This window comes from Nocardia sp. NPDC059154, from assembly GCF_042755705.1.
In the GTDB taxonomy this organism is placed as follows: domain Bacteria; phylum Actinomycetota; class Actinomycetes; order Mycobacteriales; family Mycobacteriaceae; genus Nocardia.
Genome location: NZ_JBHZCS010000016.1, coordinates 126,497 through 143,430 on the forward strand (window position 1 = coordinate 126,497; position 16,934 = coordinate 143,430).

A 16,934-nucleotide genomic window follows, 5' to 3' on the forward strand; every position below is an offset into this window, starting at 1 on the left:
CGGTAGAAGCCTGCTCTGCGCTACTTCATGCGCGTGCCCCCTTCTTGCCTCCGGCACCCGCGCCAGCCTGCTCGGTAATACCCCCACCGGCCCCCCCCCGCCACCGGGTCAGACCAGTTTCTTCGAGCGCAGCTCGTGGCCCTTGGAGGTCTTGCAGCGGCCCGATTCCAGATCCCACTGCCAGCCGTGCAGGTTGCAGGTGAGCGTATTGCCCTCGACCACACCGAATTTCGACAGATCGGCCTTGAGGTGGGGGCAGCGGCGCTGCACCTCCCAGCCGTCGAGCTCGGTGGAGGCGGAATCGTCGTGTGCCTCGGCGAACCAGCCGTCGGCGTAGGCGATGCGCTCGTCGGTGAGGCACTTGAAGAAGGTGTAGAGGAATTCGTTGTAGCCGCCGATGCGCCAGGTGGTGAAGCGCGTCGACAGGAAGATGGTGTTCACCCAGTCCGGCTCGTCGTCGCGCAGCACGGTGCGCACCAGCTGCGGGTCGATGCGGAATCCGTAGCGGTACTTGCCTTCTCCCTCGATGGGCTCGCGCACCACCCGCTTGGGGAAGTCGAGCACCACGGTCTCCTCGCCCATGACCAGGCCGACCGGGTAGCCGATGCCGTCGCAGATGAGGTCGCTCTGCGCCATGATCGGCTCGAACTTGGCCTGGAGCGCGGGCAGCAGCGGCTCGCCCTCGGCCGGAGCCCAGGTGGCCTTCTCGGCGGCCAGCACCGGCGCCATGCGCTGGGCCATGGCCTCGATGTAGGCGGCCTTGTCGCCGTAGATGGTGTCCGGGTCGACCGGGTGGGTGAGCGAATTCAGTTCCTTGCCACGCAGATCCGCGGTCGAGCCGGGGATCATGAGCAGCCCGCCCTCGTTGCCGTGGATCTTCATCTGGTCCAGGAAGACGATCTGGTCGGGGAAGATATTGCCCTCGTCGCCGCGGTCGTCGTTGAGGTAGCGCAGCTCGTCGTCGAGGAAGACCGGCGGGCCGGCAGACGGAACGACCCAGGTGGCCCCGACCTGTTCGATGTAGGAGCGGCAACGGTCCATGCCGCGCTGGCGCTTCTGCTTGCCGAAGTTGGCCTTGGTCTTGGTCGGAATGTCGTACACCATCGGATACCAGATGGCGCCGGAGTACTGCAGCAGGTGGATGTCCACGTGCCCGAAGGCGTCGTGCAGCACGTCCATGTCGACGGGCCGGGCGTCGTTCATGTTGAAGCACACGGTTTCCCCGTCGGCGACGACCAGGGCGGAGTCGCCGATCGGGCCGTCGGCGGGCGCGCGCAGCGCGATGATCATGATGTCCAGGTCGCCGCCGGGACCGGTGACGGTGGTCTTGACCGAGTCCTCGGTCTCCACGAACTTGGTGAAGCCGAGCTTCTCGAGCTCCCGCTTGAGGTCCGGCACCGGGTAGTCGGGCAGCAGGACGGTGGCGTCCTTGTTGACCTTGTCGGCCAGGTGCTTGGCGTCCCAGTGGTCACGGTGCAGGTGCGAGACATAGAGGAAATCGCAGTTGCCGAGCTCGTCCCAGTCCAGCTGGGTGTTGTCGGGGAACGGGAACCACGATCCGAAATAGGCCGGATTGACCCACGGATCGCAGAGGATCGTTCCGGCAGCGGTTCGAATGTGGAATCCGGCGTGTCCGACGCTGGTGATCTGCACGAGCTTCATTCCTCCCTGACCGTTACCAGCCACCCAGAGTACTGGCTAGCCGGAGACGTCGCCGATGCAGTAACCCTCGGAGCCCGACTTCAAGGTGTATATCTGCTTTGTCTGGTCTCCGGCGCCGGTGGTGACCGGTACCGACACCGTGATGTACCCGCCGCGCGGCCACTCCGACCTGATGGACTGGTCCACGAAGGTCCTTACCGCCCCCGGCTTCGACGGGTTCACCGCCAGCGGCGCGGTGGCCGGTTTCCCGGTGCCGTCCGGATCCCAGGTCCGGCCCGCGGCGCAGACCAGTGGATAAGCGTCCTCCCGGTCCGTGGGATGCAGCGGCCGGCCCATGGAGCGAGAGAGGAAGCGCCGCACCGTGTGTCGCGCGTCGGCGTCATTGAAGCCGAGTTCGCCCCCGGTCGGGTAGACGTGCGGGCAGGCATAGCCGGTGGCGATGTCGCGGTCCTGTGCGGTCACCGTGACCTCGGCGTTCTGCCAGGTCACGGACTGGCCGCTGGAGACGCCCGGTCCGGCGAGCGCATCGATGATGGCCCGCGGCTCGGCGTACATGCTCTGAATATTGGGCGGCGCCATGGTCCAGCAGCGGTCGGCCAGTTCGTCCAGCCCCCTTCCCTGCAGGTCGGCCACCCAGCGCGCGACGGCCGGCGCCGCATTCGGTTTCCCGGGCGCCGCCCCGATGCCGCCGCTCACCGCCGCGATAGGGCTGGGGCTGCTGCTGGTTTCACTGGACATATCGAGGTCGGCCCCGAAATCCGTGCCCTCGATCCCGGCTTTCGAGTCGCAGCCGCCGGCAAGGCAGGCCGCGCCGACTATCAGCGTCCCGAGCAACCTCTGGTGGATCTGTGCACGCAACGTTGTCCGGCCGTTTTCCACTCGTGCGAACCTCTTTCAGTGTCGAGAAGTCACATCAACTGAATTGCTGTTACCGGGATCACTGGATGCCGCGCGGGCAGCGACTAGGCTAGCGGAACTGTGGAACCCGTCTATTACCCCGTCATCGGCCTGGCCCGCACGATCTTCGCGCTGCAGGGCCTCAAGTTCACCGTCAAGGGCGACGAAAACATTCCGGCGACCGGTGGCGCGGTGATCGCGATCAACCACACCGGGTACATGGACTTCACCTACGCTGGTCTGCCCGCGCGCACCACCGGGCGGTACATCCGCTTCATGGCCAAGAAGGAAGTCTTCGACAGCTCCGTCTCGGGGCCGATCATGCGTGCCCTCAAGCACATTCCGGTGGATCGTGCGGCGGGAGCGGAGTCCTACCACGAGGCCGTGAAGCGGCTGCGCGGCGGTGAACTGGTCGGCGTCTACCCCGAGGCCACCATCAGCCGCAGCTTCGAACTCAAGGAGTTCAAGTCCGGCGCGGCCCGCATGGCCATCGAGGCCGGCGTCCCCATCATCCCCATCGTCATCTGGGGCGCCCAGCGCGTGTGGACCAAGGGCTTCCCGAAGCGACTGGGCCGCACCAACACCCCCATCTCCATCGCGGTCGGCAAGCCCATCCAGCCCTTCGAGCCCGCCGCCGCCCTCACCGACGAGCTCCACGCCACCATGTCCGACATGCTCCTGGACCTGCAAAAGGACTACGTCCACGAGCCCGGCGCGTACTGGGTGCCCGCGCGCCTGGGCGGCAGCGCCCCCACCCTCGAAGAGGCCAACGCCATGGACGCCGCCGAGGCCGAGGAGAAGGCCGCCCGCCGCGCACAGAAGCCGACCGAATAACACAGCCCTACGTTCAACGGCCTGCTACGGGGAATCGGAGCCCCGGAGCAGGCCGTTCCGGTTCGGGCACGGAGCCCGGACGGCTTCGGCTCAGCTCGGGTCGGAGCCGCGAACAGCCGCCAGCCAGGTGGCCGTTGCCGCCGCCACCAGCGTCGCGACCGCGAAGGCCGGCCAGCCGCCGCCGGAGGAGTACACCCACAGCAGTCCCGCAAACGGCCCGACCACCGCGGACTGCGCATCCAGCAGGAGCCCGCGCCCGATCCCCGTCCGCCCCATCGCCTCCGGATCCGGCCGCACCGGATTATCGATCAGTTTCCCCACCGGCTCCGAATCCCGCAGTCGCCCAGCCGGATACATCCGGTGCCCCCCGACATGCACCGCCCGCCCGGCCAATTCGGCCGTGACCGGCGTGAGCGTCACCAACATCGGATCGAAATACACCGGCAGCCAGCGATTCTTCCCCTCGATCGTGAACTCCAGCCACGACCGGCTGACCAGCCGATGCTGCTGCCGCACCCGCCGCACCGCCACCTCCCGCCGCTCCGGCCCGCCGGGCAACCCCGCCGGCAGCCACCCCAGCGCGACAGCGAACCGAAACCCGCTGTAGCCCAGAATGATCACGGCCACCGTGCCCAGCATGGCCACCTGCTCCGGATCGGCGAACGGGACCCAGGCGAGGGTGATCGCCAGGGTCCCGATCGTCATGAGCGCCGGATAGGCCAGGGGATGGCCCGTCCGGGAATTCACTTCAGGAAGCCGATTTTGGTGTAGTCGAGGCTGGCCAGACCGGCCGCGCCGTAGTTGGCGAGGTTGGCGCGAACGGCGAGATTGCCGGGCGACTGCATGAGCGGCATCGAATGGCCTTCGGCGAACACCTGCTTGTCGACCTGGTTCGCCAGGTCGATCGCCTTGTCGGGATCGAGTTCGGAGACGGTCTTCTCGATCAGGTCGTTGAGCTCGGGCGAGCCGATCCGGCCGTAGTTGCCCTGGATGTTATCGGGGTGGTAGCCCCAGATCTGGTCGATGCTGCCGAGCGGGAACAGGTCGCCGACCCAGCTCCAAAAAGCGATATCGAAATCGCCGGGCTGAATGACCTTGGTGAAGAAGTCCTGGCCGGGCTTGGTGTCGATGGTGAGCTTCACACCGATCGCCGACAGATTCTGCTGCATGATCTGCGCCATCTGCACCCAGGTGTCGTCGTTGTACATGACGTCGCGGATCTCGAGCTTGCGCCCGTCCTTCTCCCGGGTGCCGCCGCCGGCGGGCGCCTTCCAGCCGAGGTCGTCGAGTTCCTTGGCGGCCTCGGTGGGGTCGAAGGCGGGCGCATTGTCCTGGTAACCCTTCTGCCCGGCCATGTAGATGTGGTTGTTCAGCGGCTTCGGGTCGTTCACCAGACCGCTCTGGATCGCGGTCGCGATGCCCTGCCGGTCGACGGCCTTGCTGATGGCCACGCGCAGCTTCGGGTCGGCGAGGATCGATCCGGGCGCGCCGTTGAAGGTGAAGTGCGACCACTGGTTACCGGGTGCGCGGCGGATGGCCACGCCGTCGGTGCTCTGCGCGGTCTTGAGATCGTCGCGGCTGCCGATGCCGACGGCGTCGATCTCATTGTTCTGCAGGGCCGGAATCAGCGCCTGGCTGTTGAGCACGCTGAACGTGATGGTGTCCAGCTTCGGCGTCGCGCCCCACCACTTCGGGTTGTGGCCCAGAACGATCCGGCCCTGACCGCGGTCGGTGGACTGCACGACGAACGGGCCGGCGGTCGTCGTGATGGCGTCGACCAGGCTCTTGTTGAAGGCCTCCGGCGTGCCGGTCACGGACTTGGGGTAGAGGAAGGAGTTGCCCGCGAACTGGCCCTTCCACTCGGCGAAGTGCTTGTCGAAGGTGATGACGGCCTGCCGGTCGTCAACTCCGCGCTCGACCTTCCCGACGCGGTCGAAGCCCTGGTTGTTGGCGATCAGGAAGTCCTTGTTCTTGCCGCTGAGCGCATTGGCCTGGGAAGCGATGTCCTCCCAGGTGATCGGCGACCCGTCGGACCAGACGGCCTTCGGATTGATCGTGTACGTGACCTGCTGCGGATTCGTATTCGTCAGCTGGACATCGGTGAAGTAATTGGTGTCGATGGACAGATTGCCCGCCGCGTCGGACACGAACGCGCGCGGCATCATCGACCGCTCCACGGCGGTGATCTCGATGTCATTGCCATCGATGTTCAGCGTGTTCCAGTTCGCCGGATACGCCGAGATGGCCAGCCGCAGATTGCCGCCGTCCTTCAGGTCCGCCACATCGTGCGGGTTGATATCACTGGTGGTGCCGAGTTCGGCCTTGCCCTGCGGGGAGGTGGTGTCACCGCCACCGCATCCGGTCGCCACCATTGTCACGGCGACCAGTGGGACCGCGAGCTTCAAGCCGATCGAGCGAATCCTCACCGGTTGCTCCTTCCGTCGGAGTATTGCTGGAACACTCTGCGCCCCTATCCCGAAACGACCGGGACCGGGACAGCGTCGATGAGGGCGCGGGTGTACTCGTGCCGAGGATCGCCGAAAACCTGCTCGGCCGCACCGTATTCGACGATCCGACCGCCATACATGACCGCGATGTCGTGCGCCAGATTGCGCACCACCGACAGGTCGTGTGACACGAACAGATACGACAGTCCGCGCTCGGCCTGCAGGTCGCGCAACAGGTTCAGCACCCCGGCCTGGATCGAGACATCCAGCGAGGACACCGGCTCGTCGAGCACCAGGATCTCCGGATCCAGGGCGAGCGCCCGCGCGATATTGATGCGCTGCTTCTGCCCGCCGGAGAAGTCGGCGGGATAACGGTCGGCGTGCTCGGAGCGCAGGCCTACGACGTTCAGCAATTCCTTTACCCGCCGCTGGATTTCCTCTTGCGGGCGGCCGTCGATGCGCAACGGCTCGGCGAGCGTGTCGGAGATCGGAAGCCGGGGATCCAGCGAGGCCGACGGATCCTGGAACACGATCTGCAGCTTGCGCCGGATTTCCCGACGCCGGGCCTTGGTGAGGGTGGCGACATCGCTGCCCAGCACCTCGATGCGGCCGCTCTCCGGCGCGATGAGGTCCATGATCTGGGTCAGTGTCGTCGATTTCCCAGAGCCGGACTCGCCGACCAGGGCCAGCGTGCGACCCGACTTGATCTCGAAGCTGACGCCGTCGACCGCCTTCACCTCGCCGGTCCGGCGTTTGAAGACCACGCCGGAGGTGATCGGGAAGGTTTTCCTCAGGTCCGAAACCCGGAGTACCGCTTGCTCATCGGTGGGTATCGGAGTTTCGGTTGGCGGCACCTCGCGTCGGTAGGCCGTGAAGAGGTCCGCGGTTCCGACTTCGGCGACGCGGATGCAGGCGGCACGATGTCCGGGCTCGGTGTCCTGCAGGGGAGGTTCCGCCGCCTGGCAGTCCTCCACCGCGACAGGGCATCGCGGCGCGAACGGGCAGCCGGGCGGCAGCGCGTGCATGGCCGGCGGCGCGCCGACAATGGGTACCAAGGGTACGCGTGCTGGACCGTCCAGCCGCGGGATGGAACCCAGTAGACCCACTGTGTACGGCATCCGTGGTGCGTTGAAAAGATCTGTGGTGCGGGCGGTTTCGATGATCCGACCGGCGTACATGACCGCGACCCGATCGGCCAGCGTGGCCGCGATGCCCATGTCGTGGGTGATGAAGATGACGCCCGCGCCGGTGATGTCGCGTGCCTCGCGCAGCAGATTCAGGATCTGCTGCTGCACAGTGACGTCCAGCGCCGTGGTCGGCTCGTCGCAGATGATGAGCTCGGGGTCGTTGGCGATGGCGATGGCGATGACCACCCGTTGCCGCATGCCGCCGGAGAACTCGTGCGGGAAGGCCTTGGCGCGCACCGCCGCATCGGGGATACCGACCAGATCGAGCAGTTCCACCGCGCGTTGGGAGGCCTCGCCCTTGCTCATCTTGCCGTGTGCCAGCAGCGCCTCGGCGATCTGGTCGCCGACCCGGTACACCGGCGTCAATGCCGACAGCGGGTCCTGGAAGACCATGGAGATCTTGCTGCCGCGCAGCGTGGACAGCTGCCGGTCACCCATGCCGAGCAGTTCCTGCCCACGCAGCCGGATGGATCCCTGCACCCGGGCCTGATCCGGCAGCAGCCCCATGATCGCCAGTGACGACACTGATTTACCGGAACCGGATTCGCCGACGATGGCCAGAACCTCGCCGTCCTGCACGGTGTAATTCACTCCGCGCACAGCGTCGATGCGGCCCTCTTCACTCGGGAAGCTCACCCGCAGATCGGAGACCTCGAGCAGCGGCGCGGTGGTGGTCCGGTTCGTCTTGTCGGTCATGCCGCGGCCTTTCCGGCGGATTTCTGTGTGGCCACCCGGTCCTTACGGCGCGATCGCGCACGTCCCGCGCTCGGGTCGAAGGCATCGCGCAGACCGTCGCCGGCCAGGAACGTGCACAGCACGGTCAGGATCAGGAATCCGCCGGCGAAGAGGAACAACCATGGGTACGTGAGAGCCGACTTGGTGCCCGAGGCGATCAGTGTGCCCAGCGAGACGTCGGGCGGCTGCACACCGAATCCCAGGTAGCTCAGGCCGGTTTCGCCCATGATCGCCGCACCCACCGCGAGGGTGGTGTCGATGATCAGGAAGGACGCGACGTTCGGGATGATGTGGGTGGTGATGACCGTCCAGGTGGACGCGCCCATATAGCGTGCGGCCCTGACGAATTCACGCTCACGCAGGCTCAGGGTGAGTCCGCGCACGATGCGCGCGCTGATCATCCAGCCGAAGCCGCCGAGGAGCACGATGAGCAGCACGATGCTGCCGCTGCCCTTCGCACGCGGTGCGAAGAGGGCGACGATGATGAAACTGGGGATGACCAGCAGCAGGTCCACCAGCCACATGATCGCCAGATCGGTCCAGCCGCCCAGCAAGCCGGCCACCGATCCCGTGAAGGCCGCGATCAGGGCGGATATGAAGGCCACGGCGAAGCCGATGATCAATGACTTCTGCAGGCCGCGCAGTGTCTGGGCGAGGACGTCCTGGCCGATTTGGTTGGTGCCGAAGGGATGCCGTGAGCTGGGTGGCTTGAGCAGCGCCGTGTAATCGAGTTGCTGGTAGTCGTATTTCAGGAAGGGCGGCAGCGCGAAGGCGAGGATCAGCATCAGGACCAGGATCGCCAATGCGATGACCGCGGGCCTGTTGCGCAGGAAGCGCCGCACCACCAGCTTGCGCCGGCCTGCGGCCATCGGCTCGGGAGCGCCCTGGGCGATGAGTTCGGTTTCGGTCATGACGCACGCACCCTGGGATCGAGAATCGCGGTGACGATGTCGGACAGCAACCCGGACAACAGGATCACCAGCGCGACGAACCCGGTGATGGTCACCACGGGATACAGGTCCTGGGCGGTGATCGAGTCCACCAGCCACTCTCCGACGCCGTGCCACCCGAAGATCTTCTCCACGAAGGCAGTACCGGTGATGAGCGCGCCGAAGCTGTATGCGAACAGCGTTGCCATGGGGATGAGCGCGGTGCGCAGGCCGTGCTTGTACAGCGCTCGGGAGCGGGTGAGGCCCTTCGCCCGCGCGGTCCGGATGAAGTCGTTCTGGAGTACGTCGAGCATGGCTGCGCGCTGATAGCGGCTGTACCCGGCGGCCGCGCTGAGAATCAGGGCCCCCGTGGGAACGATCATGTGCTGCAGCCGGTCGACGAACTGATCCCATGCTCCGTGGACCGCGTTCGCCGAGGTCTCGCCGGTGTAGTAGAAGATCTGCTGCCCGCTGGCCGTATTGATCTCGTACGCGCCGTATTTCAACAATGTCGCGAGCAGGAACACCGGCGTGCTGATGATCAGGAGTGAGAGCACCGTGGTGAGGTAGTCGCTGAACTTGTACTGCCGGATCGCCCCGGCCGCGCCGATCAGCACACCGAGAATCGTGCCGATGATCGAGCCGACCAGGACAAGCCGCAGACTGACCCCGATGCGCCGTGGCAGTTCCTGGTTCACGGGCTGGCCCGCCAGCGTCTTGCCGAAGTCGCCATGTGTGACGATGCCGCCGACCCACTCGGCGTAGCGCTGCGGGATCGGCAGATCCAGTTTCAGCTCATCGCGTTTGGCGTCGATCACCGACTGTGGTGGGCGCGGGTTGCGATGCTCGAGGCTGTCGAGCGGGCGAAAGGTGAGGGACGCGAGACCGAAAGCGAGGAACGACGCCAGCACCAGCAGCACGACATAGTTCAGCGCACGTCGCAGCAGAAAACCGGCCATCATTCCCTTTCGGGGTCGAGTACTGACCCAGATCATAGGGAGTGAGAAGCGTAAACGCGGGGTACGGACCGCGGACGCCGCGGCAATCCGTGTGTTATTACGCGCGTCCTGGTGGGTCTGGGGGTTGCGGGGTGGTGTGGTGCGGAGCGGTGTCCGAAAGGTCTCTTTTGTACGGCGAGGTCCGGAATCCACGGGCGCACCGGTTGTGGCTCGAGGCAGGATGGAGTAGGTGACGCTCTTTCACCTGCCCAAACCCAAGATGGTCGCCTCCGATGTGGACGGCACGCTCATCGACCACCGTGAGCAGGTGAGCGCCCGCACCAAGGCGGCGATCAACGCCCTCATCGCGGACGGGGTGCCGTTCGTGCTCGCCACCGGAAGGCCGCCGCGCTGGATCGATCCGGTCGTCGATGGGCTCGGCTTCTCGCCGCTGTGCGTGTGCGGCAACGGTGCGGTCATCTACGACAGTGCCGCGGATCGGGTGCTGGACACCCGCACCCTGGATATCGAAACCCTCACCTGGGCCGCCGATCTGGCCGAGCGCCTGCTGCCGGGCTGCGGCCTGGCCGCGGAACGGGTCGGTTCCAGCGCGCACGACGCGGCCACACCGCAGTTCGTCAGTTCGCCCGAATACGAGCACGCCTGGCTGAATCCGGACGACACCCAGGTCTCCCGCGCCGAAGTCATCTCCGCGCCCGCGATCAAGATGCTGATTCGCCTACCCGGCGCCGCCAGCGCGGACATGCGCGCCGTGCTGGACCCGCACCTGGCCGGCCGCGCCGACCTCACCTACTCCACGGACAACGGCCTGATCGAACTGTCCGCCCCCGGCGTGACGAAGGCCACCGGCCTCGCGACCATCGCACAGCGCCTGGGCGTCCAGCACAGCTCCCTCATCGCCTTCGGCGACATGCCCAACGACGTCCCCATGCTCCTCATGGCCGGTCACGGCGTCGCCATGGCCAATGCCCACCCCGAGGCCATCGCCGCCGCCGACGAGGTGGCCCCCTCCAATATCGAGGACGGCGTCGCCCGCACCCTCGAACGCTGGTGGTCCTGACCGTCTAGTTGGGCGCGGCCGCGGGAATGGGGGCGGCCTGGGCGGGCGTGCCGGGGGCGGGGATGGACTTGCCGGGGATGGGGTCCTGGACGGCGCCGTAGTTCTTCAGGACGGTGGTGACGATTCCGGTGAGTTTGTTGAAGATCAGGGCGCCGTTCTGGAAGTCGGTGCGGAGGCCGTCCTGGACCGGATATTCATTACTGGTGGGCAGGCCGAGAAGGCCTGTGCCCGCACCCAATTGCAGGAAGCGCTCCAGAATCTTCCCGACCACCAAGAAGATCTGACCGGTCGGCGAGGAATACACGTAGCCATTGGTGAATTGGCCGTACTGGCCGCCGTCCGCCAAGTCGATCGGTTCCGCTTTCGGTTGTCCCAGTGGGCCGTTCGCGCCACCCTGATCGTTCCAGTAGCGAGCCACCGGGCTGCGGTCGAGCATGTTCAGGATCTTCTGGGTGAGATCGGCCAGGGCGGCCAGATCCGCCTGACTGTCGGCGTCGGGAGCGGGGGCGGGCTGCGGATTGCCCGCGTTCTGGCCGGGACGGACCCGCGTCGGACCGGGATCCTCGGGCGTGTTCGTGCCGGCCGCCACGTCCTCGGCGATCTGCCGGATCTTGTCCATCAGGGCGTAGGCGGCGTCACCCGGGCAGGTGGTGTTGCCGACATCGCGGTGCGCGAAGATGTTCGGCAGCTTGACCGCCTGTCCCAGAGCGTATTTCGTGTAGTCACTGCCCTCGGAGTACATGGTGGTCTGACCCTCGGGATCGATGCCCGCCACCTTGGCCCGCCAGCCGATGTACTTGCCGATCGCCTGGATGGACACGTCCGTCGGCGCCTCGTCCTCGTAGTCGCCCATCAGCGCGACGCCCGCGGTATTGATATTGAAGCCGCCCGCGTGCGCGCCCTCGACCGGCCGGTCCAGGCCGCCGTAGCGGCCCTCGAAGATCTGCCCGTACTTGTCGACCAGGGCGTTGTAGCCGATGTCGCACCAGCCCAGTGTCTTCGCGTGATACGAGTAGATGGCGCGCACGATGCCCGCGGACTCGGCCTTGGTGTAGTCGTTGCGACCCGCGGTGTGGTGCACCGTGATCGCGGAGACGCCGTCGTCGTAGGTGGGCTCCTCGCAGCGCAGCGATTCGTCCGCGCCCCACTGCGCGCGGGTGATCACCTTGGGCCCGCCGCCGGGCAGCGGCGCCGCCACCGTCTGCAGGTTCTCGTCGATGCCGCCGCGGCCCGGATCGATCAGCACCGCGGCCAGCTTCTCCAGATTGATCTGCGCCGGGTCGGCCGATCCGTCGTCCAGCGGTTTGGGTTCGGCGGGCGCGGCGGCCGGCTTGCGGGTCACCAGCATCTGCACGGTCTTGGTATTGCCGACGTAGATCGGCTCGGTGCCGGTGCGCTTGCCCGGCGCGGGATGGTCCTTGCCGTTCTCGGTTTCGGCGTCGTACCAGGGTCCCCAGGTGCCGTCGGGACGCTGGGCGCGGAGCATGGTGGTGGTGCCCGCCAGGTCCGGCGCGGTGAGCGCGACCATGCTGAACGGGGTGTCCCGGGTCAGCTCCTTGACCTGTGCGCCGACCTTGTCGACCAGGTCGGCGGGCACCGCGCCCGCGTTCAGCGCGGGGGTGCGCAGGTCACCGGTGAGACCGGGCACGGGATGCGGGCCGGGCGCGGCCGGATTGTCGGCGGTCGGGATCGGCGCCGGAACCCCGGAATCGGCCGGGGCGACCGGTGTTCGACTGCCGGGAGCCGGTGTGGCCGCGGGAGCCACTGGCGCGGAGGGGGTTTCGGCGCCTGGCGGCCCGGAGACCTCGGGCCCGGGTTCGGCGATGAAGCCGGGCGCGCCCGCGGCCGGGCCGGTCGGCCGGGCGGAACCGGGGGTGACGATGGTGGCGTTGGGGAGCGAGCCCGGGAGGGTGGGTCGGGTGACGTGCGGCCCGGTGTCGGATGCGGGCCCGACGGGCTGCTGCGGCGAGTCGTTCAGCCGCGGTAGTGGAATCTCGCTGGGTAGCTGGACGCCCGGAATGAGATTCGGCGGGATCGGAATCGATTTGGGCAGCGGCAACATTCGCAGATCGGACAGGCGTAGGTCGGGCAGGTCCAGCCCGGTGAGCTCACGCAGCGGCAGCACGATGTCGGGCGCCGAGTCCAGGGCGACTTCTGCCATTTGTGCAGGTATAGCTGCCCAATTGCTTTCATCGGTGTTCCGGACGTCCCGGGAATCGCTCAGCGCCAGAATGCCGACGGGAGCGGACAGCGCGAGGACGGTGATGACCGGGAGCGTATAGGCAGGTTTCGGTTTGCGATACGGCACAAGCATCTCCCATTCAGGTAAATCCGTCCAACCGCGCCCGGAGCACAAGCTTGCTACTTGGCGCATCAACGATCACACTAGTCCCTACTGTCACATTCCCTGAACGTATGGTTGAGGCTTAGCTTCGGGGTAACTCGAATGTAGCTTCGGCTCTCGACAGAACGGGTATGACATGCCGAACGGGTACCTAGCCAAGCGCCGTAGCCGGCGCGGTCTGCTCTCCCTCTCCCTCGCCGTCGCGGCCACCACCGGCGGCACCGCAGTACTGGTCTGGGCCTGGCCCGACAATGCCTTCCTCTTCACCGCCGGCGCCGGTCACGGGCGCGGCCTGAGCCAGAACGGCGCCTTCGACAAGGCCGTCGCGGGTTGGAACGCCGACCGCATCCTGGCCACCTACTACTCCGGAGCCGATCTCGCCGACGTCGGCCGGACCACGGTCCGCGTCCGCCTCATGGAGCAGGACGACAAGACCCTCGATCTCGCCTCCGACTCCGTCTTCTACGTCGCCGGCCGCCGTGTCATCCCCGGCCAGGCCGCGCATCTGACGCCCACCGCCACCGGCGCCGACGTCACCATCACCCAGGGCTGCGACGGAAACACCCTCTGGGAGGGCAGCACCGACGACCCGTGGGCCTACCCCGTCACCGACGGCACCGACCGCCCCGCCGGCGAACAACTCGAGATCTGCGGCGGCAACGCCTACCGTGGCGTCCTCGGCGTCGCCCTGGAGAACGGCTCCCCCCGCACCGTCAACGAGGTCGACCTCGACGACTACCTCAGGGGCGTCGTCCCCGCCGAAATGGTCCCGGGCTGGGCCGACCAGGGCGGCGCCGAGGCCCTGCGCGCCCAGGCCATCGCCGCCCGCTCCTACGCCCTCGCCGAAGACCGCTACTCCTACGCCCAGACCTGCGACACCACCGACTGCCAGATGTACCTCGGCACCGACAAGGAAGACTCCCGCACCACCAGCGCCGTCGAGGCCACCTCCGGCCGAGTCCTGGTGCGCGACAACCACATCCTGCGCGCCGAATACTCCGCCGCCCCCGACGGCGGCCTCCCCACCCCCGCCGCCGCCATGGAGGTCGGCCCCGCCCTCACCGACTTCCCCGCCGCCGCAACCCCCGCCGACCCCAACCTCCCCTTCCTCGACCCGCAGTCCACCCAAACCCAGCCCACCCCAACGGAATCCGACCCGGCCGCCCCCGCTACCCCGGACGCCACCACCACGAACCCCATCACGCCGGGCGCTGCGGCCCCGGACGCAACGGTCCCGACCTACACCGACCCGACCAACACCGTCCCCGGCACCCGAACTCCCGTCACCCCGGGCAATGTCCCCCCGGCGATCCCGCTGCGCCCCACCCCCGACGACCGCTCACGGATCACCATCCCCCTGCCGTCCCCCGGCAGCGCCGACCCCAACTCCACGCCTTCGAACCCCCGTACTGCCCCGGCACCAGCGAGCTCGGGCCCGGTCAACCTGGTGATCCGGACCGCGACTCCGGCCCCCCGGACCGCCTCCACACCCAACCCGCCGACCTCCCCGGCCCCGGTCCCGGCCGACGCTCCGGCGCAACCGATCCCTCCTGCCTTGGCGCACTAGCGGTTTCGGCCAGTAGTTCAGTCCAGGGTGAGGTCGCCGAGGGATTCGGCGAACTTGCGGAGTAGAGGGATCAGGGCCTTGCGGTCGGCCGGGGAGAGGTCGGCCAGGAGGCGTTGTTCGTTTTCCATGTGCAAGGGGAGGATTCGGTCGATCAGGGCTCGGCCGGAGTCGGTCAGGTGGACTTGGATGGCTCGGCGGTCCTTGGGGTCGGGGACGCGTTGTACCCAGCCTTTGGCGGTGAGGCGGTCGATGCGGTTGGTGATGGCGCCGGAGGTGATCATGGCGGCCTTGTTGAGGGCGCCTGCGCTGAGGCCGGATTCGTTGCCGGAGCGGCGGAGGGTGGCGAGGACGTCGAATTCCCAGCGTTCCAGGCCGTGGGTGCGGAAGAAGTCGGAGAGCTCGCGGTCGACGATGCGGCCCAGGCGGGCGAGGCGGCCGAAGATCTCCATGGGGGAGGTGTCGACGTCGGGGCGCTGCTGACGCCAGGCGGCGGTGATCTGGTCGACGGCGTCGGGCACCGGCGGTCTCCTCTCGGGGCGGAATAAATCTCAACATTGAGATACTTGACGGTGAGGTATCTGAATGGTGTTATCTCAACGTTGAGATTATCAATGAGGAGCTATCGATGACCACCACACGCGCCGGAGCCGCCGGACTCGCCGGGACGCTCGCCCTCACCGGGCTCGCGCCACTGGTCTGGGGGTCGACCTACGCCGTCACCACGACGTTCCTGCCGCCCGAGCGGCCCATGTTCACCGCGCTCATGCGGGTGCTGCCCGCGGGGCTGCTGTTGCTCGCCATCACGCGGAAACTGCCGCACGGGCAATGGATTCCACGCGCGCTGGTGCTGGGCGGTCTGAACATCGGAGTCTTCACCGCGCTGTTGTTCGTGGCCGCCTATCGGCTGCCGGGCGGGGTGGCGGCGGTACTCGCAGCGGCCGCGCCGCTGTTCGCGGTCGGGTTCGCCGCCCTCGGCCTCAATGAGCGGCTCACCGCGCGCAAGGTGGCGGCGGCGCTGATCGGGCTGGCCGGCGTGGCACTCGTAGTACTCAGGGCCACCGCCACTCTCGACGCGCTCGGCATCATCGCCGGGCTGGTGGCCGCCATCGCCATGGCGGGGGGCACGGTGCTGACCAAGCGCTGGGGACGGCCCGAGGGCATCGGCCCGCTGGCCATGACGGGCTGGCAGCTCACCGCCGGCGGACTCCTGCTGCTGCCGGTCGCCGCCATCGCCGAGGGCGCGCCGCCCGCGCTGGACGGCCGGGCCATCGGCGGCTACCTCTACCTCGGCCTGATCGGCACCGCCGCCGCGTACGCGCTGTGGTTCCGCGGCATCGCCAAGGCCAATGCCAGCTCGGTGGCCTTCCTCGGTCTGCTCAGCCCGCTGTCGGCGGCCGTCATCGGCTGGGCCGCGCTCGGTCAGGCGCTGGCCCCGCTGCAGATCCTGGGCATGGCCATCGCGCTGGGTGGCACCCTGCTCGGCCAGACCGGATCCGCGCCCCGCACAACGGAACCCGCGCCGCAGACCGATGACGACACTCCCAAGAACCGCGTCGCGGCTTGATTCGAACCCTCGATAAGGAGCGAAAGACCATGCAGATCACAGTGTTCGGAGCGAGTGGAGACGCCGGGAGCCGGGTCGTGGCCGAGGCGCTGAGCCGGGGCCACCGGGTGCGGGCGGTCGCTCGGACCGCCGAGCGGCTGCGGGAGCTGCCCGCGCAGGTCGAGGTGTGGACCGGCAATGCCGCCGATCCCGCCGATGTCGAGAAGGCGGCGGCCGGCAGCGATGTCGTGGTCAGCGCGACCCGTCCGGCCCCGGGTCGCGAACACGAACTGGTCGAGGTCGCCGCCGCACTGTTGGAAGGCCTGGCGGACAGCGGGATTCGGCTGCTGGTGATCGGCGGCGCGGGCAGCCTCACCGTCGCGGGGACCGGTAAGACCCTCACCGAGCAGCCGGGCTTCCCGGCCGAGCTGGTGCCCATTGCCGAGGGCGGCAGCCGCCAGCTCGAGGTGTTCCGGACGACCCCGCACACGGTGAACTGGGCCTATGTCAGCCCGGCCGCACTGTTCGAACCCGGCGAGCGCACCGGCGCCTACCGCCTCGGCCGGGACGACCTGCTCACCGACGACCAGGGCAATTCGGCGATCTCCATGGAGGACATGGCCATCGCCCTGCTCGACGAGATCGAGCAGCCCGCGCACCACCGGACCCGGTTCACGGTCGGCTACTGAAGATTCACCGTCGGCTACTGAAAAGCCGCACGGCACAACCGAATACCTGTCGAACGCGCCGCGGGGCGTGACCGGAGTACC

Annotated in this window: 14 protein-coding genes; 5 read left to right on the plus strand and 9 right to left on the minus strand. The window is 67.7% G+C overall.

Annotated features, from left to right (window positions below; translation table 11 throughout):
- Positions 1-108 precede the first annotated feature (108 nt).
- Together ACFXN1_RS16555 and ACFXN1_RS16560 are read right to left on the minus strand one after the other, a co-directional pair.
- Positions 109-1,653: a Rieske 2Fe-2S domain-containing protein gene (locus ACFXN1_RS16555; RefSeq protein WP_379445653.1), complete on the minus strand. Its 1,545-nt coding sequence runs from the start codon at positions 1,651-1,653 to the stop codon at positions 109-111.
- 45 nt (positions 1,654-1,698) lie between these two features.
- Complete coding sequence (locus ACFXN1_RS16560; RefSeq protein WP_379445651.1) at positions 1,699-2,541, minus strand: hypothetical protein; 843 nt, start codon at positions 2,539-2,541, stop codon at positions 1,699-1,701.
- A gap of 99 nt (positions 2,542-2,640) precedes the next feature.
- Between ACFXN1_RS16560 and ACFXN1_RS16565 the strand changes: the two genes are divergently transcribed.
- Positions 2,641-3,393, plus strand: a complete 753-nt coding sequence (locus ACFXN1_RS16565; RefSeq protein WP_379445650.1) for a lysophospholipid acyltransferase family protein — start codon at positions 2,641-2,643, stop codon at positions 3,391-3,393.
- A gap of 90 nt (positions 3,394-3,483) precedes the next feature.
- Here ACFXN1_RS16565 and ACFXN1_RS16570 read toward each other — a convergent pair whose 3' ends face one another.
- Genes ACFXN1_RS16570 through ACFXN1_RS16590 form a run of 5 tightly spaced genes read right to left on the minus strand, consistent with a single transcriptional unit; the run spans position 3,484 to position 9,650 of the window.
- Complete coding sequence (locus tag ACFXN1_RS16570; RefSeq protein ID WP_379445649.1) at positions 3,484-4,098, minus strand: hypothetical protein; 615 nt, start codon at positions 4,096-4,098, stop codon at positions 3,484-3,486.
- Positions 4,099-4,136: 38 nt separating this feature from the next.
- Complete coding sequence (locus ACFXN1_RS16575; protein ID WP_379445648.1) at positions 4,137-5,819, minus strand: ABC transporter family substrate-binding protein; 1,683 nt, start codon at positions 5,817-5,819, stop codon at positions 4,137-4,139.
- A gap of 44 nt (positions 5,820-5,863) precedes the next feature.
- The gene (locus ACFXN1_RS16580) at positions 5,864-7,723 is read right to left on the minus strand and encodes an ABC transporter ATP-binding protein (RefSeq protein ID WP_379445646.1); all 1,860 of its coding nucleotides are present in this window, start codon (positions 7,721-7,723) and stop codon (positions 5,864-5,866) included.
- The gene (locus ACFXN1_RS16585) at positions 7,720-8,673 is read right to left on the minus strand and encodes an ABC transporter permease (protein WP_379445645.1); all 954 of its coding nucleotides are present in this window, start codon (positions 8,671-8,673) and stop codon (positions 7,720-7,722) included. Before ACFXN1_RS16585 ends, ACFXN1_RS16580 begins: the two co-directional genes overlap by 4 nt.
- Positions 8,670-9,650: an ABC transporter permease gene (locus tag ACFXN1_RS16590; RefSeq protein WP_379445644.1), complete on the minus strand. Its 981-nt coding sequence runs from the start codon at positions 9,648-9,650 to the stop codon at positions 8,670-8,672. Before ACFXN1_RS16590 ends, ACFXN1_RS16585 begins: the two co-directional genes overlap by 4 nt.
- A 259-nt stretch (positions 9,651-9,909) precedes the next feature.
- Here ACFXN1_RS16590 and ACFXN1_RS16595 point away from each other — a divergent pair, with 259 nt between their 5' ends.
- On the plus strand, positions 9,910-10,710 hold the full coding sequence (locus ACFXN1_RS16595; RefSeq protein ID WP_379384777.1) for an HAD family hydrolase: 801 nt from the start codon (positions 9,910-9,912) through the stop codon (positions 10,708-10,710).
- A 4-nt stretch (positions 10,711-10,714) separates the two neighbouring features.
- On the opposite strand, the gene ACFXN1_RS16600 is transcribed toward ACFXN1_RS16595, so the two are convergent.
- Positions 10,715-12,871: an N-acetylmuramoyl-L-alanine amidase gene (locus tag ACFXN1_RS16600; protein WP_379445643.1), complete on the minus strand. Its 2,157-nt coding sequence runs from the start codon at positions 12,869-12,871 to the stop codon at positions 10,715-10,717.
- 319 nt (positions 12,872-13,190) lie between these two features.
- Here ACFXN1_RS16600 and ACFXN1_RS16605 point away from each other — a divergent pair, with 319 nt between their 5' ends.
- Positions 13,191-14,621 carry a SpoIID/LytB domain-containing protein gene (locus ACFXN1_RS16605; RefSeq protein ID WP_379445641.1) on the plus strand — a complete coding sequence of 477 codons (1,431 nt, stop codon included), beginning with the start codon at positions 13,191-13,193 and terminating at the stop codon, positions 14,619-14,621.
- A 17-nt stretch (positions 14,622-14,638) separates the two neighbouring features.
- Here ACFXN1_RS16605 and ACFXN1_RS16610 read toward each other — a convergent pair whose 3' ends face one another.
- Entirely contained in the window at positions 14,639-15,139 is a 501-nt protein-coding gene (locus ACFXN1_RS16610) for a MarR family winged helix-turn-helix transcriptional regulator (RefSeq protein ID WP_379393075.1), read from the minus strand.
- Positions 15,140-15,246: 107 nt separating this feature from the next.
- Between ACFXN1_RS16610 and ACFXN1_RS16615 the strand changes: the two genes are divergently transcribed.
- Positions 15,247-16,185 (plus strand): EamA family transporter, encoded by a 939-nt coding sequence (locus ACFXN1_RS16615; RefSeq protein ID WP_379445640.1) that lies wholly within the window; start codon positions 15,247-15,249, stop codon positions 16,183-16,185.
- A 29-nt stretch (positions 16,186-16,214) separates the two neighbouring features.
- Positions 16,215-16,853: an NAD(P)-dependent oxidoreductase gene (locus ACFXN1_RS16620; RefSeq protein WP_379445638.1), complete on the plus strand. Its 639-nt coding sequence runs from the start codon at positions 16,215-16,217 to the stop codon at positions 16,851-16,853.
- Positions 16,854-16,934 lie beyond the last annotated feature (81 nt).

Excerpts from the sequence above, each read along its gene's own strand:
- ACFXN1_RS16570 (WP_379445649.1), bottom strand. The coding sequence starts at position 4,098 with ATGACGATCGGGACCCTGGCGATCACCCTCGCCTGGGTCCCGTTCGCC.
- ACFXN1_RS16580 (WP_379445646.1), bottom strand. The coding sequence starts at position 7,723 with ATGACCGACAAGACGAACCGGACCACCACCGCGCCGCTGCTCGAGGTC.
- ACFXN1_RS16585 (WP_379445645.1), bottom strand. The coding sequence starts at position 8,673 with ATGACCGAAACCGAACTCATCGCCCAGGGCGCTCCCGAGCCGATGGCC.
- ACFXN1_RS16590 (WP_379445644.1), bottom strand. The coding sequence starts at position 9,650 with ATGGCCGGTTTTCTGCTGCGACGTGCGCTGAACTATGTCGTGCTGCTG.
- ACFXN1_RS16595 (WP_379384777.1), top strand. The coding sequence starts at position 9,910 with ATGGTCGCCTCCGATGTGGACGGCACGCTCATCGACCACCGTGAGCAG.
- ACFXN1_RS16600 (WP_379445643.1), bottom strand. The coding sequence starts at position 12,871 with ATGGCAGAAGTCGCCCTGGACTCGGCGCCCGACATCGTGCTGCCGCTG.
- ACFXN1_RS16605 (WP_379445641.1), top strand. The coding sequence starts at position 13,191 with ATGCCGAACGGGTACCTAGCCAAGCGCCGTAGCCGGCGCGGTCTGCTC.
- ACFXN1_RS16615 (WP_379445640.1), top strand. The coding sequence starts at position 15,247 with ATGACCACCACACGCGCCGGAGCCGCCGGACTCGCCGGGACGCTCGCC.
- ACFXN1_RS16620 (WP_379445638.1), top strand. The coding sequence starts at position 16,215 with ATGCAGATCACAGTGTTCGGAGCGAGTGGAGACGCCGGGAGCCGGGTC.